Source organism: Halomicronema hongdechloris C2206, from assembly GCF_002075285.3.
In the GTDB taxonomy this organism is placed as follows: domain Bacteria; phylum Cyanobacteriota; class Cyanobacteriia; order Phormidesmidales; family Phormidesmidaceae; genus Halomicronema_B; species Halomicronema_B hongdechloris.
On the sequence record NZ_CP021983.2, the window covers coordinates 4,644,664 to 4,665,581 of the forward strand.

Genomic DNA, 20,918 nt, shown 5'->3' on the forward strand with positions numbered 1-20,918 from the left:
GCATCAATCTGTCATGAATATTGTGTGAACTATTTCAACCGGGTGTGGTCACTGGGGGCCGTGGTCGAAACAGGTGATCGTGGCTGGGATCATAGAGGTGCGATCGCACCTGCCCGGCAGCCAAGGCGGGGCTAATCACGTAGAGGGTGGTGCGAATCAGGTCTTCTTGTCGTGTCATGGCGGCCATCTCCGCCAGGGTGACCAGCCGAATCTTTTCATCGGGCCAGCCCAAGCGGTAGCAGATCGCCACTGGGGTATCGCTGGGGTAATGGGCCGCTAACTTGGCCTGGGCCTGCTCTACATGGCGGGCACTGAGATAGAGGCAGAGGCTAGTGCGATGGGCCGCTAGGGTAGCCAAGTCTTCTGAGGCTGGCACTTGGGTGCGACCACTGATACGGGTGAGGATGATGGACTGCACCAGCCCAGGGATAGTCAACTCCACCTTGAGCTTGGCCGCCGCCGCCTGGTAGGCGCCAATGCCAGGCACCACCTCAAAGGGAATGTGTGCCCGGGCCAAGGCCTGCATCTGTTCATGGATGGCACTGTAAAGACTGGGATCTCCAGACTGCAACCGCACCACCGATTGCCCTGCCCGCACCCGTTCAATCATCAGGGGCAGAATCGTCTCCAGGGTCATGGCAGCGGTGCCGATGCGCTCGGCCTCAGGGCGGATCCAGTCCAGTACCTGTTTGGGAACCAAGGAGTTGGCATAGAGAACCACATCGGCCTGCCGTAGCAGCCGTTGGGCCTTGATGGTGAGTAATTCGGGGTCACCAGGGCCAGCTCCGACGATATAGACCGCTGGGGATAGCTGAGATAAGGTCATGGGCTACATAAAAACTTCATGAATGCCTTGATCTTAGGGCCAGCCATAAAGTCTCCGTAAAGTGATAGCGGTTATCCGGAAAGGTCGGGGCAAACGCGGAGAGTGAACTGGTAGATGCACCCTGATTCGACCCCTCTGGAGTTCTTTGGAATTCCGGGGGTTTTTTTTAGCAGCAATGACCTCTCTCCGAAATGGGCGTCAACTCAGTCGGTAGTCTATACAGTACTGGCCAGATAGCTTGCTTGGGCAGAAGGAACGAACTCGTCGAGAACTGGGAGCTATCTGGGGGTGCAACCGCTGTGACCATGACAACGGCTACCATAGTGGTTGCCACCGCGGGCGAATGGACCAAACGAGGGCTCCCATGAAACGGCGTCAGTTACTGCAGTCAGCAGGGGGCTTATTGGCAGCCCTAGGGCTGCACGAAGCCAACCTATTGCGGCAGGCCCAGGACTACCGGCAGGCCCTGGCCCAACCGGCGGGCCGTAAACTCGCATTGCTAGTGGGTATCAATGCCTATGGCAGCCAACCCCTGCAGGGCTGTCTCACCGATGTCGCCCTACAACGGGCATTGCTGATCCATCGCTTTGGCTTTCATCCAGATGATGTCCTCACCCTGAGCGACAGGGCGGCTACCCGAGACGGCATTCTAGCTGCCTTTGAGACCCACTTGATTCAGAAGGCTAAACCAGAGGATGTGGTCTTGTTTCACTTCTCGGGCCATGGCTCCCGCCTGCAGGACCCGACTCCTATCGACGGCCGTTCCTTCAACAGTGCCTTAGTGCCCATTGACAGCTCCTTGGGGGGATCTGGTCAACCGCCTGCTACCGTCTCCGACATCATGGGCAAGACCTTGTTCTTACTGATGAGTGCCCTCCAGACCGAGCAGGTGACGGTGGTGCTCGACAGTTGTTACTCTGGCGGCGGCAAACGGGGCACCACGGTGGTGCGGTCGGCCGTCCGGGGAGGGCAACGGCAATTGCCCCGTCCCAGCCAGGCTGAGTTGGCCTATCAAGACTCCTGGCGGGAGCGGCTGGGCTGGTCTCGAGCGGAGTTGCAGCAACGACGGCAGGCCGGTGTGGCTAAGGGAGTGGTGATCACGGCAGCGGGCCCCGGTCAAGTGGCCCTCGATGCCGACTTCGGTGAAGTTAGGGCCGGAGCCTTCACCTATCTTCTGACCCAATATTTGTGGCAACAGGGCGATCAAGAGCCCCTAGAGCAGGCCCTAGCCACCGTCGGTCGCAGCACCCAGCAGTATGCCCAGGATGTCTCTACGCGGTTGCAGACTCCTGAATTTGAAGCCAATCTGCCGGCTGGACAGTCGGTGCCCATGTATTTCTTGCCGCCTACGGCCCCCGCGGCTGAAGCCGTGATCACGGGGCGGTCGGACCCCGAGGTCACTATCTGGTTTGGGGGCGTCGATCCGCGTAGTCTGGTGGCCTTTGGCGAGAATACGGTGCTGGATGTACTGGATAGTCAGGGCAATACCCAAGGGGAAGTCCTGGTGCGATCGCGTCAGGGATTGGAGGGCACCGGTCGCTGGCTAGGTTCCGGTCGCAGTGGCCCCACGGGAATTTTCTTGCAGGAGGTGATTCGCGGCATCCCCCAGAATCTGGAGTTGCGCATCGGCCTGGATCCATCTCTCGATGGCATGGCTGCGGTTCAGGAAGTCTTGGCGGCCTTGCCTAGGATTGAACCGCGACCGGTGTCACTGGGCGGGGTGGACTATATCTTAGCTCCCCTAACGGCTGATATCGCTGCCCCAGCCTCCCAACCTGGTGCCAGGACAGGAGCCTTAGGGCTGTTCTCGCCAGGGCTGGATCCCCTGCCGGGCTCCTTCGGTGTGCCTGGAGAGTCTCCGGCTAATGCCGTGCGACGACTCCGGACTAAGTTGCAACAGTTACTGGCCGTCCGCCTCTTGAAGGTGATGCTCAACCCCAGTTCCTCCCGTTTGCAGGTCACGGCGACCATGCATCCGGTTGCAGGAGGGTTAGATGTGGCTGCCAATCGCCTGACGGTGCGGGGGGGGCGTAGCGCTGGAAATTCGCCGACGGAGGTGGCCGCGACTACCGCGGCTGGTCGCGTGCAGCTACCGGTGGATACTGAAATTCAGTTCGAAGTCACCAACCAAGAGCCGCGGCATCTCTTCATCAGCCTGGTGGTGATTGCCCCTGACGGCGAGTTGATTCTGATTTATCCCAATAACTGGGCGGCCCCGGAGGATGCTGCTCGAATTCCCGCCGCCACGACCCTGCAGATTCCGCAGCTTGGCCGCGATCGTTTTAGCTTAGTACTGCGCCCGCCGACGGGGGTGGTGGAAACCCTGGTGATTGCCAGTGCGGTGCCCTTGCGTGAGGCCCTGCGGGTGATGGGGCAATTGGGAACAGAACGCGGCCTACGGGGGGGCGAGCCCCTAGTGGGGGACAGCGGTATGGTGACTCTGGTAGACAGCCTTCTGAGTGACTTTAACCAGTCTGCCACTCGGGGGTATCGCGGCTTAGGCATAGAACCCCTCCCTGATATCCAGGGGATTGATAGCCGCGATGTGGCCGCCCTGTCTATTGTCTTTGAGGTGATTGCCTGAGGCCTGAGGCTAGGCTGCTTGTTCTAGGGCGAAATCCAGCCAGTGCAGGCGCTGATAAAGGCCGTCGATTTGTTGCAGTAGGGTTTGCTCGCCGTTGTCATCACCCAAGTTGCGTAGGGTAGTTAGGGCTTGCTGATAGTAGTGTAGGGCCAAACTGTAGTGGCCTCGGCTTTCATAGAGGACGCCGAGATGGCTTAGGAGTCGTCCGGTGCTTTTGTAGTCTTCCAGATCTCGGAATTGGGATAGGGCCTGATAGCTGTATTGCAGCGCCAACCCAGTATGGCCAGTGCGGTGGCAGAGCATGGCCAGGTGACCTAGAATCGTGGCTGCCGCCGCCGTGTCACCCTGTTGTTGGCAAAGGTCTAAGGCGGCCTCAAAACAGGCCAGGGCATACCAATGCTGTTGCAGTTGACAATAGGCTTGGCCCATGTAGCTGAGGGTGGTAACCTCACCGCTGCGATCGCATATTCCATTCCGCAGAAAGAGGGCCTGTTCTAGCCAGGGCAGAGCCTGCTTACTATCGCCGCAGCGATAGTAAGCGACGCCCAGGTTGTGGAGAGCCGTGGCATAGTTGACCTGATCGGGGGTTTCTGCCAACACACTGACACTGGCTTGTCCTAGAGAAATCGCCTGTTCCCATTGTTCCATCTGCAGATAGGTGACCCCGAGATTATTTAGACAGAGGCCTACTCCCTCCATTTCGTTGTCGGCGGTATACAGACTGAGGGCCGATTGATAGCACTCCAGAGCCTGGGGCCACTCTCCCGCCTGACGATGTAAAGACCCCCGGGTGATCAGGTGTAACCGCCGATCGTCCAACTGCTTAGGACTGGCTGGGTCTGATTGTCCAGGTACGGCCAGCCGCGGCTGAGCATGCCAGTCTTGCCAAACGAAGTCGAGGCAGTTGAGGGCAATGGCAACCCCCTGCATGTCTCCCTGGCGTTGCCGCTGACAGAGTAACTGTTGGAAGGTGGCCAAGGCCTCTGCCACAGCCCCCTGATCAAAGTATTGCCAGCCCTGCTGGAAGAGATCATCGCTGATCGTCCCCAGATCAGGGTGGGCCTGGGCCAAGGTTCCATGTACCAGAGCGATCATCACCTCCAAAGAGGGTTGAGTGAGAACCATTAAGGATATTTGGGGGCTCATCATCGGTGCCATCTCCTTCTCACAGGTGCGTCATTTAGGGTGGTTAGTAGGATCTATCTCTGAGCCCCGAGAGGGTATGCACAATCTCTGGGGAACTAGCCCACGTTGCGTGGCGGTGATCACTCGCGTCTATAGCGAAAGTGATTATCTTAACGGTCAATCCTGGCATGTCCTACCCTGGCTGACTACAGCTATATGTCATCTGGCAATGGGTGGCTCAACTAAAAAGATGAACGGGTCTACCCAAAAGGTAGGCTGACGGGCTGTGGTCGTTCCGGGTAGGGGCAGCGCTTAGGATCCAGGCAGAGCCCTCTGAGAGGACATTTGAAGGTTTACGCGATTGGCAGATAGTCCTTGGACAGGGAGACTCAACCTGAGGTGAGCGGGTCGATCAGGGATTGAGACCTCGGTAAGACTACACTTAATTTCTCAGGTTGGAGAGCTTACCCGAGGGAATTTTGCTTCCCTCGGACTGCTACAGGGCAAAACCGCTTGTGGTGTAGGTTTTCAGCTCAAAATGGCCCAGGGCAATTGCCCTGGGCCTGGGTCTGATAATAGGTGGCGATGGAGCGGGTTGCTTTACTCGCCACAAATTCGTTTGGTCACCTCGCGAACATAGTGGCTGAGGGCGGGGGCAGCCGGTCGGGTCAAGTAGACCTCTGTCAGGGCATCGGCCCAGAGTTCCTGCTCAGCAAAATAGGTAATGCGAGCCAGGCCAATGTCTAGGGGGTCGGCCCCACTGTCCCTCAGGTCTTGGGTGAGTTGTTCTAACTCGGTGGCAATCCGTTGCCGCTCGTCCGACTCCATCACCTGGAAGTCTGCCTTCATGATGGCATCGCCGGTGAGGTCGTCATAGAGGGTCCAGGTGTACTCTCGGCCTGGCTCTAGGCCAGGCCCGTTGTAGCGCAAGCGCGGCAGGAAATTGAACAGGTCCACTCGCCAGAGAGAATCGCCGCTGGCCACATCGTGGACTTCTAATGCCTCAATCAGCCCCCCTTGCCAGAGAAAGACCGGGTTGAGATGCCAGATTTCTGGGGAGGTAGTGGCTGGGGCCACCAGACAGAGGTCGCCGCGGGAGCCGCCGGGGCGCACCTTCCCCTGGGGGTAGAGGTGGCCTTTGGGCGCTAGCTATAGTGGTTAGGGAGGCCCCAAGCCAGAGAACCCAATAGCAGATAGCGGCTGAGGCGGAGTTGTGGGAAACGTGACGTGATAAATCTAAACATGGGATTATCGTCGCATCAAAAACGGCAATCGGTAGAACCAGAGGGTAGCCAGCGGTAGGGCAATGGGCAGAAGCACCAGCCCAGCAACATAGACTTGCAGGCTAATGATGGCATAGAGTAGGGAGCCACTGACTAGGAAGATGCACTGCCGCCGCCGGTGGAGGCTAGTCTGGTCGATTACTTTGCTCAGTAATGCCGCCATTAGTACTAACCACAGGTCGGGCAGGGGCACGACCAAATGGCGGTGGCGAAAGTGGTGAAACAAATAGCCATGGACTTCGCCTCCCAGGAGAACGGTGCTGTTATTGGCAGGAGCCTGGCGCTGACGCCAGTAGGCCATGGCTGCAGGCAGGGGGAAATTGTCTTCATTGAGTTCGCTGACACCAGCTTCGCCGTATCCCCCTGGCATGATCATCACCACTGCTTGGGGATAGTCCTGCCGCAGCTGCGGGGGTGAGCTTTCTAGGAGCTGCCAAGCCGGTATTTGGCTGTAGAGCCGCTGCGGTGGCAGGGAGTAGTCGACGATGGGATGCAACCAGGTTTGCCCCAGACGATAGGCACTGGTGGTCACCGAGGCAGGCTGCATGCGGGGAGAGGTTAAGTGGGCTGGTACCGCTTGGTGTCCTTGGGAGAGGTCGACGGATTGGTGGCCTGAGCTCAGGACGTCAGCCAGGGCCATGAGATAGGCCAGGGGGAGGGGCCAGTCGGGACTATAACGGCTGAGAAGTAGGGGCACTAAGCGCCCCTGGCCAAATAACTTGATGTCCCCTTGCCAGCTCCAGTCGGGGTTGCCTAGGGCCGGTAGAGGGGTTAGCCACTGCCCAGTTTGGTCGAGGTAAGTGGCTAGAATAAACCAGATATCGTCTTGAGCCGCAGTCTCTAGGGTCTGGGCCAGGATATTGTCGTCACTGACTAAGGGGCGATCTAGAAGATAGTCAATGCTGATGACCGCTGGTTGCAATTGGGCAGTTTTGTCGACGACCCGCGCCAGATAGCGCCGATCCATGGGCCGGGGGTTGCTAATGTCGGCCCGGATCAGAGAATCATTGTCGATGGTGACTAGCAGCAGCTCTGGCGATGCAGCCGGCAGCTGGCCGGTGCGATCGCGGTAGATGGCTTGGCTCCAGAGTCGCTGATCTAGCAAGCCCCGTTGTAGAGGGGGCAGTAGACTCAGGGTTACCATCACCCCGATCACGGCGACTTCGTAGCGGGTTGGCAGCCAGGCCCGTAGTTGCTGGCGCCAGCCCTTGGGGGCAATGCGGTAGAGGGGGGCATCGGGGTGGCGAAACAGGGACGGGACTAAGTGAGCCGAGGGATAGGTGAGGGCATGCTCTAGTTTGAGGGCCTGACTGGCCTGGATCAGGGCGGTGTGGACGTCGTCGTGGGCGGCTAGCCGCTGCAGGAAGCGGCGCAGGAATACATGGGCCACTTGGTTATGGACCGGTTCTCGAAAGATGGCGACCTGGCTCAGGCCTAGGTCGATCAGGGATTCGGCTAGATTGAGGCCGCTGCAGGAGTTGAAGAGGGCAAAGCGCAGGCCCCGTTGCTGGGCGATGGCTAAGCTGGGGGCCAGTTCGCGAACAGTTAGGGTGACGCCGGGTGCGATCGCAAGTTCCCCGCCGGTCAGGGCCGTCTCATTGCTATGGCCAGCGAACAAGAGTCCATCCCAGCCCTGGTCAGCGGCAATGGTATTGGCAATTTGGCGTTTCAGCTCACCGCTGTGGCAGCCAGGCTGCCAGCCGACAAACACCACCTCGGCCAGGCGGTTCAGGGCCCCGATGGCGGCCCGATCGCCAGCGAAATTGAGGCCCGTCTCATCTCCCAGGATGACGAGTAAGCGGGGACGGCGGCGCGGCGGTGGAGCATTGGCTGGGGCGCGAATCCTAGCCGGTGACCGCACCAAGCGCAACGGATGGACGGCGGCAAACTCGCTGCCAATCTCCCAGCTTTCCCAGGGAAGGCGGGCCACCTCTAGGGGATGGCAGGTGAGATAGAGATCCACTGGCTGCCCTTGAGCTTGGTGGCCGATCTGGGCGCGAATCTCGAATAGCTCTGGGCTGCGCAGCCAGCGATGAAAGTCGTAGAGGAGCTGGGCTTCTGCCTCGACTAACCGAGCCGACCAATCCACCGCCGAGGTCAAGCCGCCGCTACTCTGAACTCGTCCGCGCAGGGAAGTGGGCGATACTGGCGGGGCCGGGGCCGGATCTTCCAGGTGACGATAGACCTGAAGATAGGCCTGCTGCCAGTGCTGATAGTGCTGCAGCAACTCAGAGCGCCAGGGTAAGGCTGCCGCTAGATGCTGGCCTTGGCCCCAGGTCAGGTCGAAGAGGCAGGTCTGCTCCACCCGATGCACCTTGAGGTGGAGGGACGTGGCGGTGGGGGGGATGCGATCGCACGGTAACAACTCAGTATCAGGATCAATATCAATCGATATCAACAGGACGACTGCCCTAGCAGAAATCTGGTTGGAAGCCCAGGGGCGGTAAGGTCAGGATGGTGCCGTCAGGGAATCGCAATGACACCTGGAAGGTCTCCTGCCAACTACCAATGACCTGGGCATAGAGATAGTCATCCCCCTCATCATCGGCGAAATAGCGCTCTACCAACAGGGTTTGGTCGTCGGAAATCTGTAGCCCGGCCCCCAACGGTCGAGACTGACCCGGCTGCGGTCCCAAAATCACCAGCAGGGTCCATTCTGGATCCCCTGTGGTCCCTGCCAGGGCCCAACTGAGGGCATAGAGCCGCAGCCCTCCCCCAGCCCAAGAGACATCATGGTAAGCCGCCGCTGCCCCTGAGCCCATAGATAGGCCACGATCGTCTAAAGACTGTAGTAGTGACCCCAGATCATCCAGGGTGGTGGTGCGCATGGCGGTGGCCAAGTTGGGGGGTGGCAATAGGGTCCAGGCCAGCGATTGGGCTAGGGGATCGAGCTGTTGCCGCAGCCATAGCCCCGTGTTGATCACCCCCTGGGACCAGGTCAGATGTGGCGTTGACCTGGGGCCAGGCGGGGGTCTGTCCCCGTTGCACTCCATAGAGCCAACGGGTCCAATCGGGATGACTGAGCAGAGCCGCCCCTAGGGACCAGGGCAGCCTGGCCTCCGGTAAGACATCAGCCTGTTGCAGCTGCGGCAATAGCTGTTGTAAGCGGGTCTGGTGGTTAGCTGTTAGATCGGGGGTGGCGGTCGTGGTCACCGGCAGGGCGGCGGCTTCTAGGCAACGCAGGTATAGCAACAGCTGTTCGCTATCTCGCTCAAACCAGCTGAGAGGCACTGATAATGCCCAATCTACCTGATGGGAGTCTGGGCCCAATTGCCGTAACAGCTGATCGCGTCGCAGCACGCCCCCTACCCGCGCCGTCCCTCGATGCTCATCCACTTCCATCCAGACAAATAACTGGGCGGCCCAATCGGGCAATTCCACGGCGGCCTTGGGCAGCGGCAGCACTGAGTCTACCAAGGTGCCGCTGGTGAGCAGGCAGAGTCGCAGCTCTCCGACTCGCAATCCACAGACGGCGTCAATGGCATGGGCATAGGCCGGATCCTGGAGAGACACCTGGTCAGTGCCAAGCGCCAACTCTGGAGCCCGTTCCTGCAGCCAACTGGTGAATCCCTGCAGGGCGAGGCCATGCAGATAAATGCGCCACTGCCGCTCTGGGTGAGGGTCGGCCTGGCTGCGGGTTGCCGCTTGGGCCACTTGGTCTGGGGTAAGCTCCAGGATGTCGGCGTCTAAGCCTTCGTGTTCTAGGTCGATATGGTCGTCAAAGGCAATCATGGTGTCATCTCCGGCTGTCTAGGTGGCGGCAAAGGGCTACGGTAAACTGGCTGCGATGTTGACTCTGGGTGGTGGCTTCGGTTTCGGCGGTGGCCATCAGGCTATCCACCCGCTCGGCCAGAGCGGCGTCGATCTGGGCATTCAAGTGGTGCAATCGCTCGGGATCGACATAGGCCTGGGCTAGCTGTCGGGTGCGATCGCACATCTGTTGCAATAGATGCTGACGAATATCGGCCCGCAGGGCCTTTAACTTCAGCAGGCGGCTGACTTGATACTGCTGGCTGAAGCCGATTTGCCGGGCAATCTCACCCATGGCCAAGCCGTCGCAGTGAAATAGCCGCAGCGCCTTGAGAAAGGGCTCTATCTTCTCAGGTTGGCGGCGTTGCAGCCGCGCTAGCCAGGTCTCGATCACCGTGGCGATGGCCTGCTGCAGGCATTGGTCAAATACCTGACGAAAACCAGCTAAAAACTGGGCCGTGTCGTCTTCCTGCGGGGCAGGAGCTCGCATCCCCTGGGCCACCGCCGCAATTTCGGGCCGATCCAGCGATTCGGTCGGCACCAGCCCGCCCCGCACATGGATGCGGTAGTGGCGTAGGTAGCTGGCTAAGGCCTGCAACTGACCCAATAAATCGTCCTCAGACAGCTTTTGGGCCAGGGCACGGGGCAACTGCTGGGCCAGGCGTTGGAGCTGCTCTGGGGTAGGGGGCACACAGCCCCCGCCGCCGCCGGCCTGTCGCTGCTGGATGCGATCGCGACGATAGACCCCATGATAACTCTGCAGCAACTGTTGGGCTTGGGTGACCTCTGTCGGGCTGAGGCCATGGAACTCCCCCAAAATTTTCGATACCTGCTTCACGGAGGTATCGTTGAGAATGGCCCAGTCGCTGACCAAGTAGACCCCGTGCTGCAGCAAGAAGCGGTTCAGGTCACGATGGTGGCGCACTCGCCGGGTCACCCAAGTGCTGAGACTGGCTCGCTGCGGATCAAAACTCCGCAGAATGTCAGCCGCCAAAGAACAATAGGTTTCACTGCTAGAGTTGGCCAAGGGCTCCAGGGGATAGGTCTCATCCAGCACGAAGGGAAATAACTCATAGCGGGTAAACCCATAGCGTTCGCCAAAGCGTGCCTCTAAATCCTGACAAACCCACTCCACCTGATTGGACACATAGCACCGGAGGCAGCCCTCGGCCACCGTAATTTGATCAGCCGCCGCCTGCCACTGGCTCAACAGATAGGCTTGAATGGCGGTATCCGTTGCCGTTTCGGCACCCTTGGTTAGATGCTGGGCCAGATAGGTCTTGGCCGTGGGCAATAGGTGGGGGCTAATGCGGCTACTCGCGGTGATGCGGACCAGTCGCCAGTATTTGGATGGAATCTCAGAAGGACTATCCATAGGAGACAGACTACGCATCCTGGGCGGAGCATTCAACACCATAGTAGGAGAGAGGGGCATGGACTATCCTGACAGGGGGTGAACCGCCAGCAGATATCTCTGACGGCCATGAGCCTATGCACTGTTGCCGGAGGGGTGACAGCCGTTAGGCATTTTTCTAGGGATAAACTAAAGTATTGACTGGGCTACTCTGGAGCTGGGTCAATGACTCTGAAGTTTTTTCGGCAAAATACTTTAGGGTTAAGTGAATGGCTGAGGCTATCATCAGCCAGCACCGCCATCCCAGGGTTACCCTGAATCGATGACCTGGAAGCCACTGTAACCGCTAAACCTAGAGCGGTTGCTTCAGCCGGGATAATGAGCGATACGTCAGCCTTTATTGCAGGATGTGCCACCACTGGGGCGGCAGCGTTGATGCTGCTGTTAGCTCGCATGAGCTTAGATGAGACCTCGCCCCGCCCTGCCACTGAGTCCGAGCCCTACATTAACGAGGCCATTACTCCGATACCGGCACCGCCGCCACCCACGGTAGATACCCCTGACACCAATCCCCTAGAGCAAGAGCTGGAACAACAGCAGGAGTTGATTCAGCGGTTAGAAACCCAACTAGGAGAACAACAACAGCAAATTGATGACTTAGAAGAGCAACTGCGCCGTCAAGAAGACGACGCCCGCACTCTCCTAGCCCGTCTAGATGACTATCAGCACTCTGTGGATAGCCTGGCATCCCAGCAGAATCGCTTAGAAGGGGCCCAGCAGACGGCTGGTCAGACGCAGACGTCCTTGGTCTGGGTGGGAGCTGGTATTGTCATGATCGTGTTGCTGGGGGGCGCCGCCCTGATGGTGGTGATCGTTGTGTTTGTGGCTAGTCGACGACGAGAGTCTCGGGCATCCCAGGCGCCTATGTATCCAGTCAATGTGCCCCCCACCGCTTACCATCCCTACTACCAGCAAGAGTTGATCACCCCCTATCCCTTGCGTCCTTCCCCCATGGGCACACCGCCCTCGGATTATCCCCGTTAAGTCCTATCTGGCATTGGCCACATCCTATGGCAAAGGTGGCTGTCCCCTTAAAACTCCACATTGTCGGGGGTGCGGGGAAAGGGAATCACATCGCGAATATTGGCCATGCCAGTCATGAACTGAACTAATCGCTCAAAACCCAGGCCAAAACCGGCATGGGGTACGGTGCCATAGCGGCGCAGATCCAGGTACCACCAGTAATCTTCCAAGGGCAGACCGGCTGTCTGAATCCGCCGTTCCAGGACTTCTAACCGTTCTTCCCGCTGAGACCCGCCAATGATCTCACCCACTTTGGGGGCCAGTACATCCATAGCTCGCACGGTGTTGCCATCCTGATTGAGGCGCATGTAAAAGGCCTTAATCGCCGCTGGATAGTCGGTGACGATGACAGGCTTCTTAAACACCTCCTCGGTCAGATAGCGCTCATGTTCCGACTGCAGATCAACTCCCCACTCTACCGGGAACTCAAAGGAGCGATCGGCTTTTGCCAACAGGGTCACCGCTTCGCTGTAGGTAATGCGCTCGAACTCATGGGCCAGAATATTCTCCGCCGTGGCCAGGACACTGGTGTCGATGCGTTGGTTGAAGAAGTCCATATCCTCAGGGCATTGTTCCAGGACAGTGCGAAACACATGTTTGAGGAAGGCTTCAGCCCAGTCCATAGCACCATCAAGGTCACAGAAGGCCATCTCCGGCTCTACCATCCAAAATTCGGCCAAATGCCGCGAGGTATTAGAATTTTCAGCCCGGAAGGTGGGGCCAAAGGTGTAGACATTAGTAAAGGCCATGGCCATGATCTCGGCTTCCAGTTGGCCACTCACGGTCAGATAGGCGGGTTTACCAAAGAAATCTTGGCTGAAGTCAACGGCTCCGGCTTGGGTGTGGGGCAACTGCTCTAGATCGAGACTGGTGACCGTAAATAGTTCGCCGGCCCCTTCACAGTCACTGGCCGTCAGAATCGGGGTGTGCACCCAGAGAAACCCCTGATCCTGGAAAAACTGATGAATGGCCTGGGCACAGGCATTGCGGACCCGAAACACTGCTCCCAGGGTATTGGTGCGCGATCGCAAGTGGCCTAGAGTTCTGAGGAACTCGAAGGAATGCCGCTTCTTTTGCAGGGGATAGGTCTCGGGATCGGCCGCACCAAACACCGTAATTTGGCTGGCCTGGACTTCCACCCGTTGTCCCTTACCCGGTGACTCCACCAGGGTGCCCGAGATGCTCACCGAGGCGCCGGTGCTCAACTGTTTGAGGATAGACTCATAGTCGGGCAACTCAGCATTCACTACCACCTGTAGCCCGGCCATAGAGGAGCCGTCATTGATATTGATAAATGTCAGCCCCTTGGTGGATCGCCTTGTCCGCACCCACCCTTGCAGGGTGATAACCTCTCCCGGTTGACCCTGCTGCGAAATGTCTCGAATCCGTTGCGTCATTGGCAGTTTCACTGGCTCAGTCACCTTTACTGATTGTAAAGGGTGGTCTAGGGGCTGGCCTACCCTGCCCAGCTACGCAATACCCATCCTACGATTAGCCCTAGTCCGCCAAACCGCACTGCTTGCCAGAACGGCTCCTGGAGTTGTCGCCAAGACCACAACTGACTGGCGAGATCGGCTTCAATGGCAGCAAGGCGCTGCTGGGTACGAACCATGTCCTCGGTACCAATGGGGCCCTGGTGTTGCTGCAGGGCTCGGAGTTGATTGACATGATCTAATAGCATCTGTAAGCGCTGGGCTAATTCGTCCCAATTGACCACCTCAGAAGAGGCCGGTTCGAAAGAACCGCGTCGGGAATCGGCCCGTCGCTGTCGAGAGGGTCGTGGCATTATGCAAGAGTAAGTAGAGATAGGTTTGCTTCTGACTATGCCAGATACCCCTGCCAAAAGCTCACCAGGCAGAGAGACCTCTGCCCAGTTGCAGCAATACACTGCTCTGGAATTGGCCCAGGCCCTAGCCGAGAAGCTGGCCATTGAGCCCAATGATTGGCATCGCTTGAATCGCAACCGTAAGGTGCGAGCCAAGGAGCAATTGGCTGCAGCCTTGGTCTATCTGCTGAGCGATCAGCCAGAGGAAGCGTTAATGCGAACCCAACAAGCCAGTGGTTGGCTAGACCACAGCTTGACAGCGCCCCCCTGCCCTACCCATGGGCCACGGACTCGGTAAAGCGGGGGAATTTAGTGCGACGACGCACGCGCTTGCGCAGGTGGAGCTCGCATCCCCCCTGCATCCAGGTGACGTCATCAAAAACTTGGTAGAGAATATAGAGCCCGCGACCGCATTCCTCCACGGAGTGGTTGCAATCACCATCAAGCTCCTTGTGGCGGCAGCAGGGATAGGAAAATCCACTGCCTTGATCGGTAATAATCCACCAGTAATCGTCACCGTTTACGGTAAATCTGACCGATATTTTCTTGCCAGGATCCAGTTTATTGCCGTGCTTAGCGGCATTGACTAGGGCTTCTTGCAACCCCAGCCGAACTTCTGCCTGCCACGGATCAGGGATGCCTGCCAAGAGCAGATCCAAAATGGGACAGAGATAGAGGGTCGATACAAAGCTGAGGTTATCCCATTTGCAGTTGGCCGGTGGTGGAGAAAGCGCTAACACAGAGGATCCTCCAAAAACTGTGAGAACAAAATGGCCAAATGAGTTTAGTTAATGTTTGTCAGGGCTATAAAGAGCAGGAATAAGGCAAGGTTGGACACGAGATGAATCGTTACGGCGCTTATCTAAGGCGCTTATCTAAGGCGCTTATACAGCTCTCACTGAATAGGCTAAAGCTTAGGATACTAAAGCTTGATAATAGGGGTGTCACTACTCAAGTTGAGTCTGGAGAAATAGGGAATAATGCCTGAGCATTGGCAACCCGAAAAAGCGCAACCCAAGGATTATCTCTGCAGAGAGTCGTGTTGAATTGAATCGGTGAAAGGCTGGCATTGGTCTTAGGTGACACGTGATTGACAAAGATACACTGCTCTAGCCGTTTGGATCAGGGAGATAGCTGGTTTAGCCGGTCTTTCGAGAAGAGGGTGATCAGCCCTAGAGGGCCATCGCAAGCGTCATATCAGATGTTACCTGTCATCGACGTTGACATTTGTTACCAAGGCACTAAGAAATACTACAGGCTCCGAAAAAATTTGAATCTGACAGCCATGAATTACTGCCGTAGTTTAAAGGATGAATTTTAAAGCAGCCTATCCAGTTCAACTGATTGGCTACACAGATACCTTTCTATTTTATCAGCATATCCGTTTAGGCTAAGCCCTATCTGAAACAAGTACTGGATCTCTTAGCTTTGCTGACGTAGACACCGATGTTCAGGTCATGCCTCTCCTGAAATTGGCCCAAAACAGTTCATGCGTATTGTTCACCCGTGGGGACAATCAGGGCTGTTTACTGGCTCACTAGTCACTGGCTCGCTATACACTACTAGAGCCCCCTTCTAGTGACTTGGCCGATGAAGAGTCCTTGGAGTTTGCGCGACTACGTCTTTGCCGTATTCATGACCATCGGCATGGTGGCCTCTGTGTTTGTGATTGGGCCACTAGTGCCGCCGTTTCTACAACTGGTGGCCTGGGCTCCCCTGGGCGGCATCTTTCTCACCTTAGGGATGGCCCGCCTACAGCGGCGAGGCAGTGTCGCCCTGATGATCTGGCCCCTGGCGCTGCTGTTGGCCCCGATTTCTCCGGCCATTACCCTCTACCTGTTTCTCACCTCCCTGGTGACCGAGGCGGTAGTCTTCCTGCGCGGTAACTATCGAGTCAAGGGCAACCGGCTTCTGGGCACGGTGGTGTTCTTCGTCAGTGCCACGGTGATTGGCCTGATCAGTGCCGGGCTGATGCTGGGGGATGCCTTCGCCGAGCTACTGACCAAACCCTGGTTGCTGGGCGGGTTGGCCGTCGCCGCCGGGATCACGGGCACCATCGGTTGGTGGTTGGGAGAAAACATCGTCAGCCAGTTGCGGCGAGCCGGCAAACTCGATGCGGAGTAAGGGCGATCATCAGAACAGCCGTTAACATTAGCTGAGTCAAGGTCACGGAGATGCGCCGCGACACCTCATGACCATCACGGACCCAGGCAGTCGTAACAATAGGGCGGGTCTCTGACTGACCAACAAGTTCAGTGCCCCAGACCACATGGTCAGCCGGCACATGCTTAATCAGTTCCAAAAACAGAGCCTTAGCGATGCTAAGGTTCTCATCACTCTCGGGCGGCATCTCGATCAGCGTCCCATCGACGAGTTCATGGCGGGTATCAGTCTCTGTGTCTCGGGAGAGATACGCCTCCATGGTCAAATAAGTGGTGTCGGCTGAGATCAGGGAGCCCATGGTGGTGATTGCCTGGCAATGACGGCCACTATGTCAATGCTACAGCAAGGGTCAGCCGGTATGATTGATGGGACTGGCAGCCAAATACCGCCCATGGCATCGGTGAGAGGGGCAATGCAGGTAAGTCAACACGCCCATGGCTATCGCGGCTGCCTCAGCCCGATTAATCCCTTCCTGAAGATGGGGCTGAGCCTGGTGTTAATGAGTCTGGCCCTGGTGCTGGACCGCCTGGTGGCCATGGGGATCCTGGTGGGAGGATTGCTGCTGCTGTTGGGGCAGTTTAAGCTGCGGCCACTGCTGCTGGGGTATGGCCTGCTGACCCTGCTGGGGTTTGCCCTGGCCTCGGCCTGGCTCTTGGCAGAGCCCTCTGAGGCTGCTTTTAGTACCCTGAGGTTACTGGCGATTCTGCTGCCGGCCCCGATCCTGGCCCTGTCTACTCCGGCGGCCGATCTGATTCGAGCCCTGCAAACGCTGCCGTTGCCTAGCTTTTTGACCCTGAGTGTGATGCTGATTTGGCGATTTTTTCCCCTGATCCAGCAGGAGTTGCAGCGGATTTGGGAGGCCAATCAATTACGCGGCATCGATCTCAGCCGCCGTCCAGGGCAGTGGTTTTCTGGCTTGATGGTGCCGTTGGTGTTTCAAATGGTGTCCTATGCCGATGAGGTCACCATTGGCTTGCAAACCCGGGGCTATGCCCCGGATGCTCCCCGCAGCTGCAGTAAACCGCTGGGTTGGCACTGGCGCGACACGCTTTTCTGTGTCGGGGCGCTGCTGTGGTTGGGGCTGATTGGCTACGGCGAGTGGGGCGGGTAGGGAATGACCTGGTGTTGTATCCATGCCTCGACTGCCTATGGCGCCTGATGCGATGACGACCTCACCGCTGCTCCAGGTGGCGAATCTTGCCTTCACCTACATCGGCCAGCCTGGGCCAACGCTACACGACGTGCATCTGACCCTCCAGGCTGGAGAGTTGGTGGTGCTGGCGGGGGCCACGGGCAGTGGCAAGAGCACCTTGCTGAATTGCCTCACCGGCATCGCCCCGGACCATACGGGGGGTCGCCTGTCCGGACAGGTGCTCTACCGGGGCCAAGATATTACCGCCTGGTCGATGCGGATGCGATCGCAAGTCATGGGCATTTTGCTGCAGAACGTCGAGACCCAGCTATTTACGGACCAGGTGTGGGAAGAGCTGGTCTTCGGCCTGGAAAACTGGAACCTGCCGCCGGGGGAGATCCAGGCCCTGGCCCAGACGGCCCTGGCCGACTTCGATCTGGTGGCTCAGCGACACTGGCCCATTGCCCGTCTGTCGGCGGGGCAAAAGCAGCGATTACTCCTGGCCTGTCTGCTCACCCGCCAGCCTGACCTGCTGCTGCTGGACGAACCCTTCGCCTTTCTGGATACCGCCGGGGTGAAGCAATTGCTGCGGCTGTTGCGGCGCCGAGTGCAGCGGGGGCAAACCGTCGTGCTGATCGAGCATCGGCTGGAGCTGTTGCAAGGGATATGCGATCGCGCCTATCGAGTCGAGGCCGGCACGGTTTGCCCCATGGCGGTCTCGGAGTTGGCCGCGGCGACGGTCTCGCTGCCTCCCCTGACTTCACGGCCCCGGCAAGTAGCTCGGGGACCTACGACTCCCCCTGTCCTGCAAACCCATGGCCTTAGCTGGGGCGGCTATCCGGCTTTCCCAGACCTCAAGGTTTTCCCCGGCGACATCGTGCTGCTGCAGGGGGATAATGGCTGCGGCAAAACCACCCTGCTGAAACTTCTGAGTGGCTTGCTCAAACCCAGCAGCGGCCGCATCTGGCTCCAGGGCCGAGAGGTCACCGGCCAGCGGGTGGTGCAAAGGTCTCAGACCGTGGGCTTCGTGCTGCAAAATCCCAATCACCAGCTGTTTGCCGACAGTGTCGCCGCCGAGTTGCATCAACCCGGGGTCGCCCCCGCCCAGGCCCAGGCCTTGCTGCAGCAGTTGAATTTGACCCCCTGCCGAGATCAGCATCCCCGGGCCTTGTCCCAGGGGCAGAAGCGCCAGTTAGCGTTGGGAGCGGTCCTGGCCCGGCAACCCCAGGTCTGTCTGCTGGATGAAATCATGGTGGGCCAGGATGCCACCTCGCTGGCGTTGATGCTGGAGACGCTGAAAACCTTTACCGACCAGGGGGGTGCCCTGATTTTTACCTCCCACGATGGGGCCATAGCCACGGCCCTGGCCCCTGAGATCATTGCCATTGGCTGAGAGTTAGCTCTCCCAATTCCCTCGCGGTTTACGTTGCCTCCCGTATCCCCTTGACAAGAAGGGGTAGGGAGCAGCGAATAGCCAAGCTTGATGCCCCGCCTATAATCGGGAAAGAGACCGGTTGCAGCGGACATTGATCCAACCCCCCGGCAATCTTCCCTAACGCTTATCCCATCCACACCATGGCCAAATCCGATCCCGCCGTCCTCAAAAGCGTCACCGTCAGCCTGCCCTTTGGCATTGGCTCTGCCGCCTGGGAAGCAGACCCCACCGAACGCAACGCCGCCTGGGAACTCTACATCGAACTGGTGACCCGGGTAGCGGTGCAGTCCCTGGCCACCGAGGTGGGGACGGTGCGGGAAGCCATGAACTCTCTCTACAGTTTGTTTGGCTCCACCCGGGAAATCCTCCGCAAAGCCGGACCCCAGGTCGGGGCTTCGAAGGATTCGGTGGGGGGCATCGCCATCGCCGTGCTGAATAATGGCCTGCGCCCGTTTCTATCCAAGTGGCACCCGTTGTTGCAGGCCTGGGAGGTGAAGAAACCGGCTGACCTCAGCCCCCAGGCCCATGAAAAAGCCTGGGAGCAAGAGCCGGTGCTGCGGCAAGAGTTAGAAGCCCTGCGCCGCGATCTGGAGCAATATGCCGATGCCTTGGCCGATATTGCCGGTGTCCAGCATGACTGATTAAGGGGCTGCCCTATCGTGCCGGTCTCAGAGTTGACTGGGATCGATACCGAGTTCCCGGAGTTTGGCAAAGGCGCGATCGCGTTCTTGCTGAGCCCGATCGCGTTCTTGCTGAGCCCGATCACGCTCCTCGATAACCGCTTCCGGATCCTGGAAGGGGGTCCCGTTTGGATAGTAGACCGCTAAACCCTGGTCGGATAGATCGAAGCGAATGCCTAAGGTGGGAGAGGTCCAGGGAAAATTGAGCGGCAGAATGGGCGCAAACCCCTGCTCTGGAGTGGTGCGCACCAGTCCCCAGAAGTCAAAGGAGTCTGGGTCATAGAAGAACATTTCCAACACACCGTACTTTCCATAGAAGGCCTGTTTAGCCAGCATTTCCCGAGCACTATTGTTGGGCGACAGAATTTCAAAGACCACCTGCGGCGCAATATTGTCTTCTTCCCATTGTTTATAACTGCCCCGGTCACCGTCAGGGCGGCCTAACACCACCATGACATCAGGCGCCTGAGCCGGAGCCGGCGGTGTCTCGACCGGAATGGGATACCACAGTAGATCTCCTGCCACGAAGGCGGTTTGGTCTTTGAGTAACCGCTTAAGATTGGTGACCAGACGGACAATCCAGCGATATTGGATTGTGTTGTCAGCCATGGGGTTACCGTCTGAGTCCGGATAGAGAATTTGGGGAGCGATGGGACTATGAACCATAGACGGCCCCTTGGTTGCAGACGAGTACAGCCCCATTGTATCTAGGCAGTGACGCCTGAGCAGTTCATAGCGTTCTTGTAGAGGGGGGAAGGGTTAGACTTTGGACAGAATGGAGCCGGACTAGACAGGAGCAGTTGACGGATGGCGGAGCAGCAATTTGATGTTTTCCTCGCCCATAGCAGCAAGGATAAGCGGCTCATTCGGCAAATCTACCGGCAGCTCAAAGCACGAGGCATTCGACCCTGGCTTGATGAAGAGGAGATTGCTCCCGGCACTAGGTTCGCAGACGAGATTCAACAGGCTATTGGTCAGATCAAATCCGCAGCTGTTTGTATTGGTCAGAGTGGATTAGGCCGCTGGCAGGTCTTAGAACTGGAGGCATTCATCAGACGCTGCGTCGAGCGAGATATCCGAGTGATTCCAGTGTTATTGCCTGGGGTTGACCGTATTCCAGATAATCTAATCTTCCTTGGCGGGTTTCATGCTGTGCCGTTTTCAACGGATATCAACGATGAGAGAGCCCTGTCTCAACTGGTGTGGGGTATCACTGGACAAAAGCCGACCCGAGAGCCTAACAATTCTCACTCTGAGGCCGCTCCTGTTTTAGAACCAGATGATCTCAGCTCCGAAAAAGGCATTGACTATACTCACCTGCGGGACCTGCTGGCAGCAGGGGACTGGAAAGCGGCGGATCAGGAAACGGCGGATCGCATGCTTGACGCCATGGGTAAGAGCAGTTGGGGCAATGTTCCCAGCAAGGATCTACTGAACTTTCCCTGCGCTGACTTAAAGACAATCGATCGGCTCTGGGTGAAATACAGCCAGGGACAATTTGGTTTTAGCGTGCAGAAGGATATCTACGTGGAGTGCGGGGCAAAACTCGACGGCGAATACCCAGGTGATGCGATTTGGGGCACGTTCTGCGATCGCATCGGCTGGCGAAGAGGAGGCCAGTACATCTCCTACTCTGATGGGATATTTGACACCTCCGCACCACAAACTGTATAGCCCA

20 protein-coding genes are annotated in these 20,918 nt (G+C 58.0%); 8 read left to right on the forward strand and 12 right to left on the reverse strand.

All coding sequences use genetic code 11. From position 1 onward, the window contains the following. Positions 1–34: 34 nt before the first annotated feature. Positions 35–826 (reverse strand): precorrin-4 C(11)-methyltransferase, encoded by a 792-nt coding sequence (gene cobM / locus XM38_RS21120; RefSeq protein WP_080811485.1) that lies wholly within the window; start codon positions 824–826, stop codon positions 35–37. 364 nt (positions 827–1,190) lie between these two features. On the opposite strand from cobM, the gene XM38_RS21125 reads away from it, so the two are divergent. Further along, on the forward strand, positions 1,191–3,410 hold the full coding sequence (locus tag XM38_RS21125; RefSeq protein ID WP_187329497.1) for a caspase family protein: 2,220 nt from the start codon (positions 1,191–1,193) through the stop codon (positions 3,408–3,410). Positions 3,411–3,419: 9 nt separating this feature from the next. Here the strand turns inward: XM38_RS21125 and XM38_RS21130 are convergent, their stop codons facing one another. The 6 genes from XM38_RS21130 to XM38_RS21155 all read right to left on the reverse strand — a co-directional run bounded on the left by XM38_RS21130 (position 3,420) and on the right by XM38_RS21155 (position 10,943). Continuing rightward, on the reverse strand, positions 3,420–4,559 hold the full coding sequence (locus XM38_RS21130) for a tetratricopeptide repeat protein (RefSeq protein ID WP_187329498.1): 1,140 nt from the start codon (positions 4,557–4,559) through the stop codon (positions 3,420–3,422). Positions 4,560–5,135: 576 nt separating this feature from the next. Next, positions 5,136–5,648 carry a hypothetical protein gene (locus XM38_RS21135; protein ID WP_080811479.1) on the reverse strand — a complete coding sequence of 171 codons (513 nt, stop codon included), beginning with the start codon at positions 5,646–5,648 and terminating at the stop codon, positions 5,136–5,138. Between the two features lie 135 nt (positions 5,649–5,783). Then, positions 5,784–8,216, reverse strand: coding sequence for a CHASE2 domain-containing protein (locus tag XM38_RS21140; RefSeq protein WP_202978939.1), 2,433 nt, complete (start codon positions 8,214–8,216; stop codon positions 5,784–5,786). Between the two features lie 13 nt (positions 8,217–8,229). Next, a complete protein-coding gene (locus XM38_RS21145) occupies positions 8,230–8,646 on the reverse strand; it encodes a hypothetical protein (RefSeq protein WP_088430975.1) in 417 nt (138 codons plus the stop codon). Then, the gene (locus XM38_RS21150; RefSeq protein ID WP_088430977.1) at positions 8,624–9,550 is read right to left on the reverse strand and encodes a DUF1822 family protein; all 927 of its coding nucleotides are present in this window, start codon (positions 9,548–9,550) and stop codon (positions 8,624–8,626) included. Before XM38_RS21150 ends, XM38_RS21145 begins: the two co-directional genes overlap by 23 nt. Positions 9,551–9,554: 4 nt before the next feature. Further along, entirely contained in the window at positions 9,555–10,943 is a 1,389-nt protein-coding gene (locus XM38_RS21155; RefSeq protein ID WP_088430979.1) for a hypothetical protein, read from the reverse strand. Between the two features lie 357 nt (positions 10,944–11,300). On the opposite strand from XM38_RS21155, the gene XM38_RS21160 reads away from it, so the two are divergent. Further along, entirely contained in the window at positions 11,301–11,966 is a 666-nt protein-coding gene (locus XM38_RS21160) for a PspA/IM30 family protein (protein ID WP_088430981.1), read from the forward strand. A 47-nt stretch (positions 11,967–12,013) separates the two neighbouring features. On the opposite strand, the gene asnS is transcribed toward XM38_RS21160, so the two are convergent. Beyond that, a complete protein-coding gene (gene asnS, locus XM38_RS21165) occupies positions 12,014–13,402 on the reverse strand; it encodes an asparagine--tRNA ligase (protein ID WP_080811471.1) in 1,389 nt (462 codons plus the stop codon). A gap of 59 nt (positions 13,403–13,461) precedes the next feature. Continuing rightward, positions 13,462–13,791 (reverse strand): sll0565 family protein, encoded by a 330-nt coding sequence (locus tag XM38_RS21170; protein WP_080811470.1) that lies wholly within the window; start codon positions 13,789–13,791, stop codon positions 13,462–13,464. Positions 13,792–13,828: 37 nt separating this feature from the next. On the opposite strand from XM38_RS21170, the gene XM38_RS21175 reads away from it, so the two are divergent. Next, entirely contained in the window at positions 13,829–14,128 is a 300-nt protein-coding gene (locus XM38_RS21175; protein WP_080811469.1) for a DUF6439 family protein, read from the forward strand. Here XM38_RS21175 and XM38_RS21180 read toward each other — a convergent pair. Further along, the gene (locus tag XM38_RS21180) at positions 14,103–14,570 is read right to left on the reverse strand and encodes an ATP-binding protein (protein WP_080811467.1); all 468 of its coding nucleotides are present in this window, start codon (positions 14,568–14,570) and stop codon (positions 14,103–14,105) included. The genes XM38_RS21175 and XM38_RS21180 overlap by 26 nt on opposite strands. An 850-nt stretch (positions 14,571–15,420) precedes the next feature. On the opposite strand from XM38_RS21180, the gene XM38_RS21185 reads away from it, so the two are divergent. Continuing rightward, positions 15,421–15,954, forward strand: coding sequence for a hypothetical protein (locus tag XM38_RS21185; protein WP_080811465.1), 534 nt, complete (start codon positions 15,421–15,423; stop codon positions 15,952–15,954). Here the strand turns inward: XM38_RS21185 and XM38_RS21190 are convergent. Next, on the reverse strand, positions 15,914–16,291 hold the full coding sequence (locus tag XM38_RS21190; protein ID WP_080811463.1) for a PDDEXK family nuclease: 378 nt from the start codon (positions 16,289–16,291) through the stop codon (positions 15,914–15,916). The genes XM38_RS21185 and XM38_RS21190 overlap by 41 nt on opposite strands. 114 nt (positions 16,292–16,405) lie before the next feature. Here XM38_RS21190 and XM38_RS21195 point away from each other — a divergent pair, with 114 nt between their 5' ends. The 3 genes from XM38_RS21195 (at position 16,406) to XM38_RS21205 (ending at position 19,201) form a co-directional block, all read left to right on the forward strand. Continuing rightward, positions 16,406–17,104: an energy-coupling factor transporter transmembrane component T gene (locus XM38_RS21195; protein WP_080811510.1), complete on the forward strand. Its 699-nt coding sequence runs from the start codon at positions 16,406–16,408 to the stop codon at positions 17,102–17,104. A 22-nt stretch (positions 17,105–17,126) separates the two neighbouring features. Then, a complete protein-coding gene (locus XM38_RS21200) occupies positions 17,127–18,518 on the forward strand; it encodes an ABC transporter ATP-binding protein (RefSeq protein ID WP_202978940.1) in 1,392 nt (463 codons plus the stop codon). 182 nt (positions 18,519–18,700) lie between these two features. Then, positions 18,701–19,201 (forward strand): hypothetical protein, encoded by a 501-nt coding sequence (locus tag XM38_RS21205; RefSeq protein WP_080811461.1) that lies wholly within the window; start codon positions 18,701–18,703, stop codon positions 19,199–19,201. Positions 19,202–19,228: 27 nt separating this feature from the next. On the opposite strand, the gene XM38_RS21210 is transcribed toward XM38_RS21205, so the two are convergent. Further along, a complete protein-coding gene (locus XM38_RS21210) occupies positions 19,229–19,906 on the reverse strand; it encodes a Uma2 family endonuclease (RefSeq protein WP_080811459.1) in 678 nt (225 codons plus the stop codon). Positions 19,907–20,047: 141 nt separating this feature from the next. Between XM38_RS21210 and XM38_RS21215 the strand changes: the two genes are divergently transcribed. Beyond that, on the forward strand, positions 20,048–20,914 hold the full coding sequence (locus XM38_RS21215; protein WP_080811458.1) for a GUN4 domain-containing protein: 867 nt from the start codon (positions 20,048–20,050) through the stop codon (positions 20,912–20,914). The last annotated feature ends 4 nt before the right edge of the window (positions 20,915–20,918 follow it).

Bases quoted from the DNA above. Each gene is read 5' to 3' on its own strand.
- cobM (WP_080811485.1), bottom strand. From the start codon at position 826: ATGACCTTATCTCAGCTATCCCCAGCGGTCTATATCGTCGGAGCTGGC.
- XM38_RS21125 (WP_187329497.1), top strand. From the start codon at position 1,191: ATGAAACGGCGTCAGTTACTGCAGTCAGCAGGGGGCTTATTGGCAGCC.
- XM38_RS21130 (WP_187329498.1), bottom strand. From the start codon at position 4,559: ATGATGAGCCCCCAAATATCCTTAATGGTTCTCACTCAACCCTCTTTG.
- XM38_RS21145 (WP_088430975.1), bottom strand. From the start codon at position 8,646: ATGCGCACCACCACCCTGGATGATCTGGGGTCACTACTACAGTCTTTA.
- XM38_RS21150 (WP_088430977.1), bottom strand. From the start codon at position 9,550: ATGATTGCCTTTGACGACCATATCGACCTAGAACACGAAGGCTTAGAC.
- XM38_RS21155 (WP_088430979.1), bottom strand. From the start codon at position 10,943: ATGGATAGTCCTTCTGAGATTCCATCCAAATACTGGCGACTGGTCCGC.
- XM38_RS21160 (WP_088430981.1), top strand. From the start codon at position 11,301: ATGAGCGATACGTCAGCCTTTATTGCAGGATGTGCCACCACTGGGGCG.
- asnS (WP_080811471.1), bottom strand. From the start codon at position 13,402: ATGACGCAACGGATTCGAGACATTTCGCAGCAGGGTCAACCGGGAGAG.
- XM38_RS21170 (WP_080811470.1), bottom strand. From the start codon at position 13,791: ATGCCACGACCCTCTCGACAGCGACGGGCCGATTCCCGACGCGGTTCT.
- XM38_RS21175 (WP_080811469.1), top strand. From the start codon at position 13,829: ATGCCAGATACCCCTGCCAAAAGCTCACCAGGCAGAGAGACCTCTGCC.
- XM38_RS21185 (WP_080811465.1), top strand. From the start codon at position 15,421: ATGAAGAGTCCTTGGAGTTTGCGCGACTACGTCTTTGCCGTATTCATG.
- XM38_RS21190 (WP_080811463.1), bottom strand. From the start codon at position 16,291: ATGGGCTCCCTGATCTCAGCCGACACCACTTATTTGACCATGGAGGCG.
- XM38_RS21195 (WP_080811510.1), top strand. From the start codon at position 16,406: ATGCAGGTAAGTCAACACGCCCATGGCTATCGCGGCTGCCTCAGCCCG.
- XM38_RS21200 (WP_202978940.1), top strand. From the start codon at position 17,127: ATGCCTCGACTGCCTATGGCGCCTGATGCGATGACGACCTCACCGCTG.
- XM38_RS21205 (WP_080811461.1), top strand. From the start codon at position 18,701: ATGGCCAAATCCGATCCCGCCGTCCTCAAAAGCGTCACCGTCAGCCTG.
- XM38_RS21210 (WP_080811459.1), bottom strand. From the start codon at position 19,906: ATGGTTCATAGTCCCATCGCTCCCCAAATTCTCTATCCGGACTCAGAC.
- XM38_RS21215 (WP_080811458.1), top strand. From the start codon at position 20,048: ATGGCGGAGCAGCAATTTGATGTTTTCCTCGCCCATAGCAGCAAGGAT.